Here is a 17,641-nt window from a genome sequence, read left to right as displayed (position 1 = left end):
ATCGCGCTCCTGATCTCGGGGGACGTCACATTCTCTCCCAGGGTAATGGGATCGCCCGCGTGTTCGCGCAGGCGGTGCGTCCTTCCCCGCGGAACGCGGGCCGCTAGTCGAGCACGCGGCGGCGCGGCTTGGCCGTTTTGCGGTAGTCGTGGTTCTCCTCGGCCACCATGAAAACCGCCTCGTTGGCGGTCAGGCCCAGCTGGAGGGCCAGGCCGTCGAGGAGGGCCCACTCCGCCGTACTCGGGATGGGCGAGGTGGCGACGGTGGAGGCGATCGTCATCGCGGTCACCGCCTGTCGCCCGGTCAAGGTGCGACCCGGAAGCCAGGAGACCACCCACCGGTCGCCGCCGACGCAGCGCGCCATGTGCGTGGTCTCGTCACTCGTCATCGTGGATGCCGAAACGACTTCAATTGCCACCGACCTGCTCCCCTCGTGCTCGCGATAGCCAGACGCTCTAGATCGTAGGGGCGGGCCACAAGGCCGGAGTTCGGATGCAGCAAATATCTCGCAACAGATTGATCACCGGATAAATCTGCTGCTAATTGCCGTTTTCTGGATTATCCACACCTTCCTCAGGAGGTTTCGGCGCAGTTTTGGGAACCACCGCGAGAAGCGCTTTCTCGATCGTTTCCCGGCGCGCGGGACCGTCCTCGGAGCCCAAATTCAGGCAGAAACTGTCGACCACCGCCGAGCCCATGGTGACCACCTTGGCCCAGCGCACGTCGGCTCCGCATCCGGCGAGTTCGGCGGCGAGACGGCTGAGCAGACCGACCCGGTCCTCGGCGCGCAATTCCAGGATCACCTGGCCGGGCACCGAGGTGTCCGACCAGATCACGCGCGGCTGGGCCTGCGCGTACCTGCTGCGGCCGACTGTGCTCGCCTCGCGCTCACGTTTGGCCAGCGCCGCGGGGACGTCCAGGTCGCCTGCCGTGGCGCGGATCAATTCCTGGCGCAGCAGACCCGGGTCCGGCGGATCACCGAACTTGGGCGCGACAACGAAAGTGTCCACCGCGCAAGCGCCTTCGCCCCCGAGCGCGGCCGACAGCACCCGCAGCGAATGCAGCGCGAGCACACCGGCGGCGTCCGAGAGCAGACCCGGGCTGTCGGGCGCGATGACGGTCACCACATAGGTGTGTTTGCTCTCACCGGGCTTCAGATCGACGTGCACCCCGCCCGCCCTGGCCTTCTCGACCAGCTCCGGCGCGATCGGCTCCGGCGTCGGCAGCTGGTCACCCGCCATGACCAACCGGCAGCGCCGGACCAGTTCGCCGATCAGTGAAGCCTTCCAGTCACCCCAGACCCCGGGGCCGGTGGCCAGCGAATCCGCCTCGGCCAAAGTGTGCAGCAGTTCCAGCAACTGCGGATCGCCGTCGAGCGCGTCGACGACGTAGCGCACCGTCTCCGGATCGGACAGGTCGCGCCGGGTGGCGGTCTCCGGCAGCAGCAGGTGGTAGCGCACGACCGCGCTGAGCGCACGCACGTCCGAGGGCCACAAGCCGAGGCGGCGGCCGATGTGCGTGGCGAGTTCCGCGCCGACGACGCTGTGGTCGCCCGACCGGCCCTTGCCGATATCGTGCAGCAGCGCGCCGAGAGCGAGCAGGTCCGGGCGCGCCACCCGCGTGCTCAGCCCGCCCGCGTAGGCGACGGTCTCCATGAGATGGCGGTCGACGGTCCAGATGTGCTGGACATCGCGCGGCGGCAGGTCGCGCACGGCGCCCCATTCCGGCAGCAGCCTGCCCCACAGTCCCGTGCGGTCCAGCGCCTCGATCGCGTCGATGGTGCCGCGGCCCGCGCCCAACAGCACCAGCAGGTCGTTGAGGGCGTCCTTGGGCCACGGCTCGCGTAGCTCGGGGGCGTCCTCCGAGAGCCGGTTCAACGTGGTGGCCGACATGGGCAGACCGGTCTGCGCCGACGCGGCCGCCACGCGCAGGATCAGGCCGGGGTCGCGCTGCGGGCGGGCGTCCCTGGCCAGCACGACCTCGCCCGCGTGCTCGACGACTCCCTCGTCCAGCGGCCTGCGCACCGGCATCCGGCGCAGGCGCGCCAATCCCCGCCGGGGCAGCGCGTTGGCCGCGGTGCGCAGTCCTACGTCGACGGAGTAACTGACCGTCCGGGCCGAATCGCTCAGGGTGCGCGCCAGATCGAACCGATCGCCGATGCGCAGGGCCGCGCCGATCTCGTCGGCGTCCTGCGCTCGCAGTTGGTCGCGAGCCCGGCCCGCCACGCGGTGCAGTTCGGTGCGCACGTCGAGCAGGCGCCGATGCGCTTGCTTCAATCCGCCGCCCGGCACGTCCGGCCCCAATCCGGGCATGGCGTCGGTCAGCTGGGCGATGGCCAGCGCGTCGAGTAATTGGATGTCGCGCAGCCCGCCGCGCCCGTTCTTCAGATCGGGCTCGGCGCGGTGCGCGATCTCGCCGTTGCGCTCCCATCTGGCCTGGGCTTGGGCGATGAGCTCGTCGAAGCGGGAGCGGATGCCGGTGCGCCACTCCCGCCGCACCCCGCCGATCAGCAGATTGCTCAATTCCTGGTCGCCGACGATGTGCCTGGCCTCGAGCATGCCCAGCGCGGCGATGAGATCGTCCGAAGCCACCCGCAGCGCCTGCGGAACGGTCCGCACACTGTGGTCGAGTTTGATGTGGGCGTCCCACAGCGGGTACCACAGCTGGTCGGCGACCTCGGCCACCCGGGCCGGGTCGACGTCGTCGTGCAGCAGCACCAGATCCAGATCGGAGAACGGCAGCATCTCGCCGCGGCCGAGACCGCCGACGGCCACCACGGCCAAGCCGCTGTCGGGAGCGATGCCCAGTTCGGCGCCCTTGCTGGTGAGCCACAGTTCGTAGAGGTCGACCAGGGCGTGGCGCAACGACTCGGCGTCCAGCCGGGGATTGCGCGGCTGGCCGCCGTCGAGCAGTTGGGTTCGCGCGCGGACCAGGTCGGCCGCGCCGTTGGACACCTTGCCGTTGCCTTCTCCGGTGGCCTTCCGATCACCGTCGTGCTGGTACTGACTACCCACAACCCACCGCCCATTTCATGCGCGCGGCCCCGCCCCGACCGGGTGGTCCGGCGGGAGCGGGGCCGCCGCTCGACTCGATTTCCGCTACAGCGCGTCGGTACCGCGTTCGCCGGTCCGCACCCGGATGATGGACTCCACCGGAGTGACCCAGACCTTGCCGTCGCCGATCTTGCCGGTGCGGGAGGCCTCCACGATCACCTCCACGACCTTGTCGACGGACGCGTCGTCCACGACGACCTCGACGCGGACCTTCGGCACGAAATCGACGGAGTACTCCGCGCCGCGGTACACCTCGGTGTGGCCCTTCTGCCGGCCGTACCCTTGGACCTCGCTGACGGTCATGCCCAACACACCCGCCTGCTCGAGCCCGGACTTGACGTCCTCGAGCGTGAACGGTTTGACGATTGCGGTGATCAGTTTCATGTTCGTCATGCCTCCTTGACGGCCGAACGTGCCGTGCTACCCAGAGCGGCGAAGTCGTAGGCGGTTTCCGCGTGCTCGGACTCGTCCAAGCCCACCGACTCTGCTTCCTCGCTCACGCGCAGCCCAATGGTGAACTTCACGATATAGGCAATGATCAGCGTCGCGACGAAGGAGAAGGCAAGTACCACACCGGCGCCCACCGCCTGCCGCCACAGCTGATCGACTCCGCCGCCGTAGAACAGACCGGTCTTGGCCGCACCCGCCTCGGGCGCCGCGACGAAACCGACCATCAGGGTGCCGACGATGCCGCCGACCAGGTGCACGCCGACCACGTCGAGCGAGTCGTCGAAGCCGAACCGGAACTTCAGGCCGACCGCGAGGGCGCACAGCGCGCCGGCTACGACGCCGATGGCGAGCGCTCCGAGGACGTTCACCGAGGAGCACGAGGGGGTGATGGCGACCAGGCCCGCCACGATGCCCGAAGCCGCGCCCAGCGAGGTGGGCTTGCCGTCGCGGATCTTCTCCACCAGCAACCAGGCCAGCATCGCGGCGCAGGTCGCGATGGTGGTGGTGACGAAAGTCGAACCGGCGAGGCCGCCGGAGGTCACCGCGGAGCCCGCGTTGAAGCCGAACCAGCCGAACCACAGCAGACCTGCGCCGAGCATGACGAACGGCAGGTTGTGCGGGCGGAACGGCGTCGTCGGCCAGCCCTTGCGCTTGCCGAGCACCAGCACCAGGGCCAGACCGGCCGCACCGGCGTTGATGTGCACCGCCGTGCCGCCTGCGAAGTCGACCGCGAGCAGTTTGTTGGCGATCCAGCCGCCCTCGTGCACGACGTTGCCGTCGGCGTCCTTCACGTCGAAGTCGAACACCCAGTGCGCGACCGGGAAGTACACCACCGTGGACCAGATGCCTGCGAAGAGCAGCCACGCGCCGAACTTCAAGCGGTCGGCGACCGCGCCCGAGATGAGGGCAACCGTGATGATGGCGAACATCAACTGGAAGGCAACGAAGACGGTCGCCGGAATCGTGCCCGCGAGCGGGATGTTCACCGCTTCGGTGGTGACCGCGCCCGCCGCGTCCTTGGCCTCGGCGACGGAGTTGCCGCCGATCAGGCCCTTCAGGCCGAAGAACTGCGTCGGGTCACCGATCACGCCGAACGTGTTGTCGCCGAACGCCGTCGAGTATCCGTACAGCGACCACAGCACGCCGACCAAGCCCATGGCGCTGATGCTCATCATGATCATGTTGAGCACGTTCTTCGACCGGACCATGCCGCCGTAGAAGAAAGCCAGGCCCGGCGTCATCAGCAACACCAGCGCCGAACTCGCCAGCATCCATGCGGTGTCACCGGTATCCGGTGCACCGGTAAGTGGAAAAGCCACTTTTATGTCCTCCTCATCTCGGGCCCCGCCGACTCCGGCAAATGGACCTGAACAGAAGGGTCCTTACTCGGTGTTTCATCCGTAGAGCTGACGTGTTTCACCTACGTGAACGGATGGCGCAGCCGTGTTGCCACTACGTTTCGTCACGTACACCGGGCGTTTTCCGGTGCTGTGAGGCCGACGTTCGGAAATCGGACATTCGTTACCGGGGAGGAGAACTCGGCAAACATCCGGGGTGTGATCGCCCTCGCATTCCGGTGCCGAGGACGCACCGTGGCCCGCCGACCGGAACAGAGCGGGCCGCAGTCCCTTCGAAGGAGTACTGGTTCGGGAAGGCTCAGCCCAGCAGCGCGTCCACGAACGCGGCGGGCTCGAACGGAGCCAGGTCGTCGGCGCCCTCGCCGAGCCCGACCAGTTTCACCGGCACGCCCAGTTCGTGCTGGACCTGGAAGACGATGCCGCCCTTGGCCGTGCCGTCCAGCTTGGTCAGCACGACGCCGGTGATGTCGACCACTTCCGCGAACACCCTGGCCTGGGTCAGGCCGTTCTGCCCAACGGTCGCGTCCAGCACCAGCAGGACCTCGTCGACGGCGGCCTTCTTCTCCACCACGCGCTTGACCTTGCCCAGCTCGTCCATCAGGCCCGTCTTGGTGTGCAACCGACCGGCCGTGTCGACGAGCACCGCGTCGACGCCGCGTTCGATGCCCGCGGCCACGGCGTCGAACGCGACCGCGGCCGGATCTGCGCCCTCGCGGCCGCGGACGGTGTCGGCGCCGACCCGCTCGCCCCAGGTCTGCAGCTGGTCGGCGGCCGCGGCGCGGAAGGTGTCGGCCGCGCCGAGCAGCACGCGGCGGCCGTCGGCGACGAGCACGCGCGCGAGCTTGCCGGTAGTGGTCGTCTTGCCGGTGCCGTTCACGCCGACCACCAGCAGGATGGACGGGTGATCCGGGTGCGGCAGGGCGCGCACCGAGCGGTCGAGTTCCGGACGCAACTGCTCGATCAGCACGTCGCGCAGCACGGCACGGGCCTCATCGGCGGTGCGCACACTGCGCGCCGCCATCTCCGAACGCAGCCGGGCGACGACGGCCGTGGTGCTCGCGGTGCCGAGATCGGCCAGCACGAGAGTGTCCTCGACCTCTTCCCACGAGTCCTCGTCGAGGTCACCGCCGCCGAGCAGGCCCAGCAGGCTCTTGCCGACCGCGTTCTGCGAGCGGGACAGGCGGCCGCGCAGCCGGACCAGGCGGCCGGCGGTGGGCTCGATCTCCTCCAGCGCGGCGGGCGCCTCGACGCCCGCGGGCGTGTCGGGAGCGACGAGTTCGGTGGCGGCTCCGGTGTCGAGGCCCGCGGTGACCGGTTCGGCGGTCGTGTCCGCGGCCGCGGTGTCGTCCGCCGTGACGGGCGCGGCGTCGGCGACGGGGTTCTCCGGCGACGCCACCTCATCGGTGGCGGGCGGCGCCGTCTCGGGTTCGGCCGGTGCGGCAGCCCCGGCCGCGGGCGGCGCCTCCGCGACATCCGCCTCGGGCAGGGGAACGTTGGTGATGCCGCGCCTTGGCGCGTCGCGCGGAATCGCGGCGTCGTCGCCGACGTGCGGCTGTCCTTCGGTATCGGTGCGCTCGACCGGTTGCGGTTCGGTCGCCGTGCCGCCCCGGCTGAAGGCGAATCCACCGGACGCTGTGTAACCACCGGACCGGTCGGTCACCTCCTTGTCCTGCGTGGGCGGAGTCAGCGACACGCGGCCGCGCTTGTACCGGACGAAACCGGCGACGAGCACGACGAGCAGCAGTGCGGCGACCGCGGCGATCAGGATCCAGACTTCGGGACTCACGCGAACCATCCTTGCAGACCGATCGTCACGGGCCGGGCCCCGAGCCGCCCCTGGCGCGCGAGTCGCGCCACCGGGCAGACCGCACGAGTTCGGCGAATACCGCAGGTACCGGGCGATGGGCGCGCCCGGGCGGACACCGACACAGCCCTCCAGATTTCTTGTCCTGCGGAACTTCTCGCGAAGGGACAATAGGATCGGCGACGTGACCGATCGAAACGTGCTTGGGGGGCCGCTGGAAGAGTGCGGCACCGATCCTCTCACCGGCTTCTACCGGGACGGCTGCTGCAGTACCGGGCCGGAGGATCTGGGCAGCCACACAGTGTGCACCGTCGTCACGGCAGAATTCCTGGAACATCAGGCTTCCATCGGAAACGATTTGAGCACTCCGCGCCCAGAGAATAATTTTCCCGGTCTGCAGCCGGGCGACCGGTGGTGCGTGGTGGCTGTGCGATGGCTGCACGCGCACGAGGACGGCGTCGCCGCGCCCGTGGTCCTGGCCGCCACCCACGAGAACGCCCTGGAAGTGATCTCGATGGACATCCTGCGCAAATACGCCGTCGACGTACCGGACGACGTCAGCGATCTGCTCTGAGCAACCGATAACTCTCTCTCCCGCGGCGGCGGCGCGAGAACCACCGGTCCACACGGACCGCAGACCGTCTCCTATGGGCCTGGTGGCGCAGCGGAGAAGCGGATGGCGCACATGCGCCATCCCCGCTAGCGAGCCGCCGCGACACGCCGACGATGGGCCTTCTGCCGGCATGCCGCCGAGCAATATCTGGCCCGACGGCCCCTCCCGGCCCGCGGCACCGCCGCGTGGCACACCGGACAGCGATCGCCTTCCGTTTCGTTACGTTCGCTTGATTCGTTACGAGTTTCGATTGCGGCACCCCGTTCCGTTACTCCCGCCTCGCCCGGCCGGGCGCGCAGCGCGTCCAGCACGATCGCCGCGGTGCGGTCCACATCGCCCCGCGCCTTCCGGAGTTGCTGGATCGCAACGCATCCGGTGAAGATCGCCAGTACGTCATCGAGTTCGATGTCGGCCCGGACCGCTCCGTCGCGCTGGGCGGCATCCAGCAGGGCGCCCAGCGCGCGGTGGAAACGCACGCCCGCGCCCTGCAACAGCGCACGCGGCCAGCCGTCGTCGGACTGGACCAGGTCGCACAGCGCCTGGTTACCCGGCGTCGTGGCGATCACGGCGGTGCACAGGTCGAAGAAGGCGGCGCCGGGGTCCGGTGCGCCGATCCGGTCGGCGGCCATCTTCGCCAACCGGTCGATGCGCTGCTGCATTACGGCTTCCAGCAGAGCGGCTTTCGTCGGGAAGTGGCGGTAGACGGTGCCCGCGCCGACACCCGCCCGCCGGGCGACCTCGGCGAGCGATACCGAGGCGCCCTGTTCCGCGAAGGCTCGCTGCGCGGCCGCCAGCACGAGGGCGCGATTGCGCCGGGCGTCGGCTCGGGACAGCCCATCCGGGGCGAGCGATGTGGTCATTTCGTTACGGCCCTCCTGCAAGCGACCTGGTCAATCGGGTCGGGCCACCCGTATCGTCCGAATCCGGGTTGTCCGACCCGATTCTAACGAGCAGAGAAGGCGCAGCATGTCCCCTCAGCACAACCTCATCCTGGTCACCGGCGCCACCGGCAAGCAGGGCGGCGTCACCGCCCGCAGGCTGCTGGCAGACGGCAGGGCGGTGCGCGCGCTGGTCCGCGACGCGCAAGCGCCCGCCGCACAGGACTTGGCCGCGGCGGGCGCGGAACTCGTCGTCGGCGATTTCGATTCCCCGGAGACCCTGCCCGGGGCGCTGGCCGGTGTCACCGGGCTGTTTCTGGTCCCGCCCGCCGCCTACCGCCCGCAGGGCTGGGATGTCGACCTGGAAGCCGCGCGCGGGCGAGCGGTCGTCGAAGCGGCGCGCAATGCGGGCGTGCGGCAGATCGTGTTCACCGGCATCGCCTCGATGGGCGACAACGCGTCCTGGGGCGTGACGGGCAAGAAGCGCATCGAAGACGCCGTCATCGCCAGCGGCGCCCGCTACACGCTCCTGCGCCCCGTGCGCTTCATGGAGAACTACCTGCTGCGCACGTCGCCGGTCGACGGCATCTTCGACGGCGTGCACCGGCATCTGTTTCCGGCCGAAGGGCCGATGAAGGTCATCGCCCTCGCGGATATCGGCGATATCGCCGCTCTCGTTTTCGCTGATCCGGATCGCTTCCACGGCCGGGTCCTCGAACTCGCGGGCGACGTGCTCGCCCCGCCCGCGGCCGCCGCGGCGATCAGCGCGGCCACCGGCCACCCGGTCCGCTACCACGAGGTCGGCGAAGCGGAGGCGGACGCGATCGGCGAGGAGATCGGCAATACCTGGCGTTTGCTGCGCCACACCGGCGGATGGCGCGCCGACGTCGACGAAACCCGCGAAATCCATCCCGGCCTGCGGACATTCGACACCTGGCTCGCCGAAACCGGTGCGGCCCAGATCAAAGCGCTGCTGGACAGCGAAAAAGCTTCCGCCGCTCGGTAGTCCACCGCACCGCTGCTCGAACCCGGCGGATCCGCACTCCTCGCCACGAGACAACCCGGCGGATCCGCCTCAGGTGAAGGGGACGACAGACCTGGGCGCATTCTCGCGTGAACGGTCCGGCGGGTCCGCGCCCGCGCGCGACAACCCTCGCGATCTGTGCCCCTCACGTCGGACTGCCCGGCGCGCCGTGCCGACTGCCTGCTGAACACGGAATCACCTGCTCACCAGGGTGGTCGAGCTGCCGGGCGTCCCGTCGGCACGGTGCTACGCCCGCGCAGACGGTCCCGCCGTGACCTGGCGGGCGCCGAGTCGACGAGATCTTCGGCCCCTCGCGCAAGCCCGTCCACGAATACAAGGGGTGGGTGCGGCTCAGCCCACCGGGGCCAGGTTCTCCCCGCGCAGCCGCTGGGAGATCACCTGGGTGATGCCGTCGCCGCGCATGCTGACGCCGTAGAGCGCGTCGGCGATCTCCATCGTCGGCTTCTGATGGGTGATGACGATCAGCTGGCTCTTCTCCCGCAGCTGCTCGAACAGGCCGATCAGGCGGCGCAGGTTGGTGTCGTCCAGCGCGGCCTCGACCTCGTCCATCACGTAGAACGGCGAGGGCCGGGCGCGGAAGATGGCCACCAGCAACGCGACCGCGGTCAGCGACTTCTCCCCGCCGGACAGCAGCGACAGCCGCTTGACCTTCTTGCCCGGCGGGCGGGCCTCCACCTCGATGCCGGTGGTGAGCATGTCCGAGGGATCGGTGAGCAGCAGCCTCCCCTCGCCGCCGGGGAACAGTTTCGCGAACACCTCGACGAACTCGCGCTCCACGTCGGCGTATGCCTCGGTGAACACCTGGAGGATGCGCGCGTCGACCTCGGCGACGACGTCCATGAGGTCCTTGCGCGCGCTCTTGACATCGTCCAGCTGGGTGGCCAGGAAGTTGTAGCGTTCCTCCAGCGCCGCGAATTCCTCCAGCGCCAGCGGATTCACCTTGCCCAGGGTGGCGAGGTCCTTCTCCGCGCGCTTGGCGCGACGCTCCTGCGTCTGCCGGTCATATGGCATCGGAGCGGGTTCGCTGACCTGCTCGCCCCGCTCCTTGGCCTGCTCGTACTCCTGCATCTCCAGCGCCGAGGGCGGCAGCGGCACGTCCGGACCGTATTCGGCGATCAGGTCGTCCAACGCGATGCCGAATTGCTCGGCGATGGTCGCCTCCAGCTGCTCGATGCGCAGCGCGGCTTGGGCTTTGGCCACTTCGTCCCGGTGCACCGCGTCGGTGAGCTGGGTCAGCTGCGCGGTGAGCGCACGCGCCCGCTCCTTCACCTGCTCGACCTGTGCGGCGCACTCCGAGCGCCTGCGCACGAGTTCGTCGCGGCGCGCGCCCGCCTCACCGACGACGCGCTCCAGCTCGGCGGCGATCTTCGCGCCGGACTCGGCGACCGCGGCGGCCACCTCCGCCGCTTTCTTGCGCGCGGCCTGGGCGCGTTCGGCCCGCGCCCGGTTGTCCCGTTCGGCGCGCGCGGCACGGCGGAGCGAGTCCGCTTTGCCGCGTACGGATTCCGCGCGCTCCTCGGCGGTGCGCACGGCGAGCCTGGCCTCCACCTCCATCGCGCGTGCCTCGGCCAGCGCGGCCGCCGCCTCCTCGCGGGCGCGTCCGGCGGATTCGGTGCCCGCCGCGCCCGCACCGTCGGCGTCCACCTCGGACTGCTCGAGTTCCGCGTGCCGCAGGCGATCCTCCAGTTCGGCCAGCGCGGCCAGCGCCTCTTCCCGGCTCGCCTCCGCGTCGTCGCGCTGGCCGAGCAGCCGTTCGCTCTCCGCGTGCGCGGTACGGGCGGTCTGGCCGAGCCTGCCCAGACGTTCGTAGATCGCGACCAGCGCCTGATCGGATTCGTGCAGAGCGAGCAGCGCCTGGTCGACGGCGTCCTTACGGTCGGACTGCTCCTCGAGCGCGCCGGACAGCGCCGCCTCGAGTTCCTCGGCGCGCCGCTGCGCGGAGACCAGGTCGGCCCGGGCGGCATCGATGTCGGCCTGGATCTCCAGCTGGCTGGGCGCGCGATCGGAACCACCCAGCAGCCAGCCGTGTCCGGCGAGGTCGCCGTCACGGGTGACCACGCGCAGCTCGGGCCGAGCCGCGACCAGCGCGCGGGCGGACGGCAGATCGTCGGCCACCGCGATTCCCGCGGTCAGCGCCGCGATCGCGCCGCGCACCGTGTCGGGGCACTCGACCACGTCCACCAGCAGGCGGGCGCCGCCGGGCAAGGCGCCCGACTTCGGCGGCTCGGCGCCGGCGATACCGAAGACAACGGCGGCGCGGCCACCGTCGGCGTCCTTGAGCGCTTGGATCGCGGCGTGCGCGGACTCGCCGGTGTCGGCGGCGACGGCGTCGGCCAGGGGGCCCAGTGCCGCCGCGACCGCCGCCTCGAAGCCCGCGTGCACGCGCAGCAGGCCCGACAGCGGTCCGAGCAATCCTTGTTCGCGGTGCTCCACCAGCCAGGCGACACCGTCGCGGCGGGCCAGGTTCATCCCCAGCGCCTCGATCCGCGCACCAAGTGACGCGACTCGTTTGCTCGCGTCGCGGTCCTGCTCGCGCAGTTCGGTGACACGCTGATCGGCCAGTTCCAGGGCCTGCACGGCGTGCTCGTGCTGGGCGTCCAGCCCCGCCTCGCCCGCGTCGAGTTCGGTGAGTTCGTCCTGCACCGTGTCGAATTCGGCCTGCGCCGCCTCGCCTCTGTGGCGAGCGTCGGCGATGGCGACCGACAGGCGCGCGATCTCCGCGTCCACCGACTGCGCCCTGGCCCGCAGCGTATCGACCTTGCCGGACAACCGGGCCACGCCCTCGCGCCGGTCGGCGATCGCCCGCACGGCGGCCAGGTGCGCCTGTTCGGCGGCCTTGGCGGCGTGTTCGCGTTCGGCCAGTTGGTCCCTGGCCGCTTCCAGGGTCTCGGCGGCCATCTCGACCGCCTCGCGCAGCTCGGCCTCCTCGGCCTCGACGCGGTCGGCCTCGGCCTCGAGCTGTTCGGGATCGCGGCCGGTGCTGACCGGAGCGGCGGCGTCCAGGTGCCGCGCGCGGTCGCCCGCGATGCGGATGGTCGCGTTGACCCGCTCGGCCAGCGCGGAGAGCTGGAACCAGATCTGGGCGGCGGCCTCGGCGCTCGGCGTCAGCCGCGACAGCTGGAACTCCTGCTGCGCCAGCGCCGCGTTGGCCGCGTCCAGCTCGGTCTGCACGGTGATCTGCTGCTCGCGCGCGTACGCCTCCTTGCTCTGCTGGCTCGCCAGCTCCGCGCGGCGGGTGACCAGGTCGTCGGCGGCCAGGCGCAGCCGGGCGTCGCGCAGATCGGCCTGGACGGTCTGTGCCCTGCGGGCCACTTCGGCCTGCCTGCCCAGCGGTTTGAGCTGGCGGCGCAATTCGGTGGTGAGGTCGGTCAGCCGGGCCAGGTTGGCCTGCATGGCCTCCAGCTTGCGGACCGCCTTCTCCTTGCGTTTGCGATGCTTGAGCACACCGGCGGCCTCCTCGACGAACGCGCGCCGATCCTCCGGGCGGGACTCGAGGATGGCCGACAACTGGCCCTGCCCGACGATGACGTGCATCTCCCGGCCGATGCCGGAGTCGCTGAGCAGTTCCTGCACGTCCATCAAGCGGCAGGAGTTGCCGTTGATCTCGTATTCGCCCGCGCCGTCGCGGAACATGCGCCGGGTGATGGACACCTCGGCGTAGTCGATCGGCAGCGCGCCATCGGAATTGTCGATGGTCAGCGTGACCTCGGCGCGGCCGAGCGGTGCGCGGCCCGCCGTGCCCGCGAAGATCACATCCTGCATCTTGCCGCCCCGCAGCGCCTTCGCACCCTGCTCGCCCATCACCCAGGTGAGCGCGTCGACGACGTTCGACTTGCCCGATCCGTTCGGACCGACCACACACGTGATGCCGGGCTCCAACCGCAGCGTCGTCGCGGACGCGAAGGATTTGAAGCCCTTCAGCGTCAGGCTCTTCAGGTGCAAGTTCGACGACCTTTCCGTGTTCTGCCCGGTCGGCGTTCTGCGTGGTCGAGACAACGCATCCGGCGACCAGTCATGGTATCCGTCGCGTGCCGGGCGCTTCCCGGCCCCGACGGCGCATGCGGCCGAGGGGCGGTTCGGCGACATCCGTAGGTTATCGACTCGCCGCCGGTTCGCGCGCATTTTGATGTGCCCGAGGTTTGCCGATCCGGCTCCCCGCAGCGGCGGTCGCACCGGGCGGCACCGGTTTTGCGAATCCGGCCGGAGGACGCGCCGCCGTGCGGGAAGCCGCTCGCGCACTCGGTCGATCGGCGACGCGCTCGCGGCCCTCGAGTCCGCCGATTCGGGACGGTCTCGAACTGGCACTGACGTCGCGCGCCCCGGCCACATACGATCCCTCTGATTCGCCAGCGGAACGTTCGGGAGCGCACCACGATGTCGGCCCCTTCGCCAGGGACAAGCACGCGGTTCCGCCTTGCCCGGATCACGGGGCTGGTACTCGGCAGCCTGGTGTTCCTGCATGCCTGTGAGCGCAGCAAGAGCGCGCTACTCAGCGATGTGCGGGTGGAGGTGGCGGTAGCGGTCGCGCTCGGTGTCGGCGCCCTGGCCGCGGCGTGGTTCGAGATCAAGCTGCGGGCGCTGGAGCATGACGCGGACTCGCCGTGGGACGACCCCCCGGAGGACGAAACTCCCAGTTCTGGGAATTTTCGCGGTCGAGCCGGGCGCTCGGCCGACCCGGCGTACGGCACGGACCGGCGCGCCGCGCACAGCGCCGCCTCGGCGCGGTCGGCGCCCATGGCCGCCCCGGAGGACGACGACCAGCCGGAAGCGGGGCGCGGTGCTTTCGTCACCGGGATTGCGCGGACATTGCGGATCACCCGCGCCGGTACCTCGGACGAAGGGCAATCGCTGCTCCCGCTGGGCGCGATGACGAAATGGATGCGCCGCGTCGACCCAGCCGACGACACCGACCCCGACGAGCTCGACGACTACGACGAGATGGAACAGGTGACCCGCACCGAGACGGGCGAACTCGTCATCGAATCGAGCAGGCGGACGGTGCGGGCCAAGATCTCCCGCTCCGGCGACCTCGTCGTGCACGGCCGGGGGCACAGTGGCGCGCCGCCACGATCCGAATGGAAGTGGACCTTCCAGCCCGACACCTTTCCCGCCGTCCGGGCAGCCCTCGGCGACGGACCCGGCGACCTCCTCGATCTGCTCGAGGAGACCATCCCCTGGCTGGACGCCGGTGCCCGGCACGATCCCGGCGCATGGCTGCGCGCCCACGACATTCCGGCGGCGTATCGGGAGAAGGGCGTCAGCGCCACACAGGACACCCGCGAACTGCCCGTGCTCCGGCCAGGGCGTCCCCCGCGGCCGCCCCGTGGGAGCGGTTCCCCCCGGAAGCCGCCCCGCGAGGAGTCCAGCGGCGGGACCTCGCGCGCGTCCGCCGATAACGTGGACGCCCGGCCCCGCCGTGGCGGACCCGCCACACGATCCCCTGAGCGGGGCGATCGGGGCGCCACCCAACGCAGAGCCGCCGATCCGCAGTCGCCGTCCCGGCGAGTTCCCGGTGACGATTCCCTGGCCGCCGGACGGCGGAATCCCTCGTCCGACGACTACGCTCCGGCCGCGCGGCGCCACCGCGACGATCCCGAATCCGCGCGCAAGGGCAAGCGATTCCCGCGAACCGGCGGGGCGGATCCGCTCGCCGGTCCTACGCCGGGCCGTCCCGATCTGCCGAGACGCAGGCATCAAGATCCCGCCGACGACCCGCGCCATGTCGGCGGACAGCCGGACGAGTTCGGCGACGCGGATGCCCGTCGGCCGCGCACGGATCGGCAGATGGGGCGCCGACAGAACGCACCGACGGACTTCGAGCCCGGGGCCCGTCGGCGAGAGCGGCCCGCGTCCCCCCATCGCGACGACCTGTCCGACCGAGCCCCGGAACGGACCTACGACCAACCGCCGCCCGGCCGTCGCCATCGCGGCGATCAGGGATCACGGTACGAAACCTCGTTCCCGTCGCACGAGTCGTCCCGGCGCGGCCGGTAGGAAACGCGAACGGCGCTGCCACCCGATACCCCGGATGACAGCGCCGCGAAAGCAAGCTCAGCTCACGCGCTGGGTGAAACGGCCGTTCTCGAAGCCGGCCACCATGCGGAACGCGAGCACGGCGCCCCACGGGCCGATCACCCAGATCGGCCAGAAGTAGGTGAAGGCGCCGACGCTCAGTGAGATCGCACCCCAGATGACGAGCACCAGCAGGCTCACGCCGAGCCAAGTGCTGCCTTCGATGCGCTGCCAGATCGGGAAGCGCGGGCGCGTGGCCGCCGGGGTGGCCGCGTCCTTGCCGAGTTCGGGCAGATCCGACAGCACCGCGCGCAGGTCCTCGCGGTCGGTGGTGGCGTACACCTGGGCGACGCGCTGGTCGTATTCGGGCAGGTCGAGCCGCCCGTCTGCCATGTGCCTGCCGAGCAGGCGCACCACGATGTCGCGTTCGGCAGTCGAGGCGCGGGTGCCGGTGGAGATGTCCATGCCTGGTCCTATCGACGAGTTCCACACTCCATAGTGGAATATGAATCCATCATAACCCTCCAAAGTGGAATGTCAACCCGGAGCTGATTCCGTCTCGAAAAGCCCGCCTCGACGCTTTCCAGCGGTAGTGTTCCCTCCGGGAACAGCTGTATGGACAGGTGTTCAGTGGCGGGGCCGCCGAGCGGCCGGACCCGCGTCCCGACGAACTCGCTCAGGAGGCACAGGTGTCGGAAACCGTCCGCGGGGTCGTGGCCCGCAGCAAAGGCGCACCGGTGGAGATCACGGAGATCGTCATCCCGGACCCGGGCCCGCACGACGTGGTGGTACGGGTGCAGGCGTGCGGCGTCTGCCACACCGATCTGCACTATCGCGAAGGCGGGATCACCGACGACTTCCCGTTCCTGCTCGGCCACGAGGCCGCCGGGGTGGTGGAAACCGTCGGCGCCGCGGTCACCCACGTGGCGAAGGGTGACTACGTAATCCTCAACTGGCGCGCGGTCTGCGGCGAGTGCCGGGCGTGCAAACGGGGCCGTCCCTGGTACTGCTTCGACAGCCGCAACGCGAGCGCGAAGATGACACTCGCCGACGGCACCGAGCTGGCCCCCGCGCTGGGCATCGGTGCGTTCGTCGACAAGACCCTCGTACACGAGGGCCAGTGCACCAAGGTGGATCCGGCCGCCGACCCCGCGGTGGCGGGCCTGCTCGGCTGCGGCGTGATGGCGGGCATCGGCGCGGCACTGCACACCGGCAACGTCTCGATCGGCGACAGCGTCGCGGTGATCGGCTGCGGCGGCGTCGGGGACGCGGCGATCGCCGGGGCCCGGCTGGCCGGGGCGAAAACCATCATCGCGGTGGACCGCGACGCCCGGAAACTGCGCTGGGCCGGCGATTTCGGCGCCACCCACACGGTCGACGCCACCACCGAGGACGTGGCCGAGAAGATCCAGGAGTACACCGACGGGTGGGGCGCCGACGTCGTCATCGACGCTGTCGGCCGGCCGGAGACCTGGAAGCAGGCGTTCTACGGCCGCGACCTGGCCGGCACGGTGGTTCTCGTCGGCGTGCCGACCCCGGAGATGACCATCGAGATGCCGCTGCTGGACCTGTTCTCCCGCGGCGGTGCGTTGAAATCCTCCTGGTACGGCGACTGTCTGCCGGAACGCGACTTCCCCACCCTGATCGACCTGCACCGCCAGGGACGGCTGCCGCTGGACCGTTTCGTCACCGAACGCATCGGGCTCGACCAGGTGGAGCAAGCCTTCGCCAAGATGCACACCGGTGACGTGCTGCGCTCGGTGGTGGTCTGGTGACCGTCCGCATCGACCGCGTCGTCACTTCCGGCGAATTCTGTCTCGACGGCGGCACCTGGGCGGTGGACAACAACATCTGGCTGGTCGGCGACGACGACGAGGTGGTCGTCATCGACGCCGCCCACGACGCCGACCCGATCGTCGCGGCGGTCGCCGGGCGCACGGTCCGCGCGATCGTCTGCACCCACGGGCACAACGATCACGTGACGGTCGCCCCCGAACTCGCCGAGCGGCTGAGCGCACCGATTCTGCTGCATCCCGGGGACGAGCCGCTGTGGCGCATGACCCATCCGCGAGCCGAGTACCGGCCGCTCGCGGACGGTGAGCGAATCGCCGTCGCCGACACCGAGATCCAGGTGCTGCACACACCCGGCCACTCCCCCGGATCGGTCGCACTGCATCTGCCCGCGGCGAAGGTCGTGTTCACCGGTGACACGTTGTTCGCCGGTGGGCCCGGCGCGACCGGTCGCTCGTTCTCCGATTTCGGCACGATCATCGAGTCGATTCGCGAACGCCTGCTGACGCTCCCGGAGGAGACCGAGGTGCATACCGGACACGGCGATTCCACCACTATCGGCGCGGAGAAACCCTTCCTCGACGACTGGATCGCCCGCGGCCACTGATCGCCGCGGGCGGACATACGTCAGGACCCG

The 17,641-nt window shown here is 70.3% G+C and carries 13 protein-coding genes; 5 read left to right on the top strand and 8 right to left on the bottom strand.

From position 1 onward, the window contains the following. Positions 1–103 precede the first annotated feature (103 nt). The 5 genes from NNI01S_RS10275 to ftsY all read right to left on the bottom strand — a co-directional run bounded on the left by NNI01S_RS10275 (position 104) and on the right by ftsY (position 6,656). On the bottom strand, positions 104–418 hold the full coding sequence (locus NNI01S_RS10275) for a hypothetical protein (protein WP_245676058.1): 315 nt from the start codon (positions 416–418) through the stop codon (positions 104–106). 121 nt (positions 419–539) lie between these two features. Then, positions 540–2,954, bottom strand: coding sequence for a [protein-PII] uridylyltransferase (locus tag NNI01S_RS10270; protein WP_435825029.1), 2,415 nt, complete (start codon positions 2,952–2,954; stop codon positions 540–542). Between the two features lie 144 nt (positions 2,955–3,098). Next, positions 3,099–3,437 (bottom strand): P-II family nitrogen regulator, encoded by a 339-nt coding sequence (locus NNI01S_RS10265; protein ID WP_040868325.1) that lies wholly within the window; start codon positions 3,435–3,437, stop codon positions 3,099–3,101. Positions 3,438–3,442: 5 nt separating this feature from the next. Beyond that, positions 3,443–4,822 carry an ammonium transporter gene (locus NNI01S_RS10260; protein ID WP_063019784.1) on the bottom strand — a complete coding sequence of 460 codons (1,380 nt, stop codon included), beginning with the start codon at positions 4,820–4,822 and terminating at the stop codon, positions 3,443–3,445. Positions 4,823–5,159: 337 nt separating this feature from the next. Continuing rightward, positions 5,160–6,656, bottom strand: coding sequence for a signal recognition particle-docking protein FtsY (gene ftsY, locus NNI01S_RS10255; protein ID WP_063019783.1), 1,497 nt, complete (start codon positions 6,654–6,656; stop codon positions 5,160–5,162). A gap of 193 nt (positions 6,657–6,849) precedes the next feature. Here ftsY and NNI01S_RS10250 point away from each other — a divergent pair, with 193 nt between their 5' ends. Further along, positions 6,850–7,239 (top strand): DUF2237 family protein, encoded by a 390-nt coding sequence (locus tag NNI01S_RS10250; protein WP_019048221.1) that lies wholly within the window; start codon positions 6,850–6,852, stop codon positions 7,237–7,239. 125 nt (positions 7,240–7,364) lie between these two features. Here NNI01S_RS10250 and NNI01S_RS10245 read toward each other — a convergent pair whose 3' ends face one another. Then, positions 7,365–8,138, bottom strand: coding sequence for a TetR/AcrR family transcriptional regulator (locus NNI01S_RS10245; RefSeq protein ID WP_063019782.1), 774 nt, complete (start codon positions 8,136–8,138; stop codon positions 7,365–7,367). A gap of 106 nt (positions 8,139–8,244) precedes the next feature. Here NNI01S_RS10245 and NNI01S_RS10240 point away from each other — a divergent pair, with 106 nt between their 5' ends. Next, positions 8,245–9,162, top strand: a complete 918-nt coding sequence (locus tag NNI01S_RS10240; protein ID WP_063019781.1) for an NmrA family NAD(P)-binding protein — start codon at positions 8,245–8,247, stop codon at positions 9,160–9,162. Between the two features lie 369 nt (positions 9,163–9,531). On the opposite strand, the gene smc is transcribed toward NNI01S_RS10240, so the two are convergent. Continuing rightward, the gene (smc, locus tag NNI01S_RS10235) at positions 9,532–13,143 is read right to left on the bottom strand and encodes a chromosome segregation protein SMC (protein WP_063019780.1); all 3,612 of its coding nucleotides are present in this window, start codon (positions 13,141–13,143) and stop codon (positions 9,532–9,534) included. A 432-nt stretch (positions 13,144–13,575) separates the two neighbouring features. Here smc and NNI01S_RS10230 point away from each other — a divergent pair, with 432 nt between their 5' ends. Continuing rightward, a complete protein-coding gene (locus NNI01S_RS10230; protein WP_157114680.1) occupies positions 13,576–15,195 on the top strand; it encodes a hypothetical protein in 1,620 nt (539 codons plus the stop codon). Positions 15,196–15,252: 57 nt separating this feature from the next. Here NNI01S_RS10230 and NNI01S_RS10225 read toward each other — a convergent pair whose 3' ends face one another. Further along, positions 15,253–15,678: a DUF1707 SHOCT-like domain-containing protein gene (locus NNI01S_RS10225; RefSeq protein ID WP_063019778.1), complete on the bottom strand. Its 426-nt coding sequence runs from the start codon at positions 15,676–15,678 to the stop codon at positions 15,253–15,255. 224 nt (positions 15,679–15,902) lie between these two features. Here NNI01S_RS10225 and NNI01S_RS10220 point away from each other — a divergent pair, with 224 nt between their 5' ends. Together NNI01S_RS10220 and NNI01S_RS10215 are read left to right on the top strand one after the other, a co-directional pair. Then, positions 15,903–16,988: an S-(hydroxymethyl)mycothiol dehydrogenase gene (locus NNI01S_RS10220; RefSeq protein ID WP_063019888.1), complete on the top strand. Its 1,086-nt coding sequence runs from the start codon at positions 15,903–15,905 to the stop codon at positions 16,986–16,988. Continuing rightward, positions 16,982–17,611, top strand: coding sequence for an MBL fold metallo-hydrolase (locus NNI01S_RS10215; RefSeq protein ID WP_435825028.1), 630 nt, complete (start codon positions 16,982–16,984; stop codon positions 17,609–17,611). The genes NNI01S_RS10220 and NNI01S_RS10215 overlap by 7 nt, the downstream gene beginning before the upstream one ends. The last annotated feature ends 30 nt before the right edge of the window (positions 17,612–17,641 follow it).

It is taken from the genome of Nocardia niwae NBRC 108934 = DSM 45340 (assembly GCF_001613465.1).
GTDB lineage: Bacteria > Actinomycetota > Actinomycetes > Mycobacteriales > Mycobacteriaceae > Nocardia > Nocardia niwae.
The sequence above is the reverse complement of the archived record's forward strand: the minus strand, read 5'-3'. Positions and strand labels throughout refer to the sequence as shown.

Coding starts and splice junctions, on each gene's coding strand:
- NNI01S_RS10225 (WP_063019778.1), bottom strand. CDS start 15,678: ATGGACATCTCCACCGGCACCCGCGCCTCGACTGCCGAACGCGACATC.
- NNI01S_RS10240 (WP_063019781.1), top strand. CDS start 8,245: ATGTCCCCTCAGCACAACCTCATCCTGGTCACCGGCGCCACCGGCAAG.
- ftsY (WP_063019783.1), bottom strand. CDS start 6,656: ATGGTTCGCGTGAGTCCCGAAGTCTGGATCCTGATCGCCGCGGTCGCC.
- NNI01S_RS10245 (WP_063019782.1), bottom strand. CDS start 8,138: ATGACCACATCGCTCGCCCCGGATGGGCTGTCCCGAGCCGACGCCCGG.
- NNI01S_RS10230 (WP_157114680.1), top strand. CDS start 13,576: ATGTCGGCCCCTTCGCCAGGGACAAGCACGCGGTTCCGCCTTGCCCGG.
- NNI01S_RS10265 (WP_040868325.1), bottom strand. CDS start 3,437: ATGAAACTGATCACCGCAATCGTCAAACCGTTCACGCTCGAGGACGTC.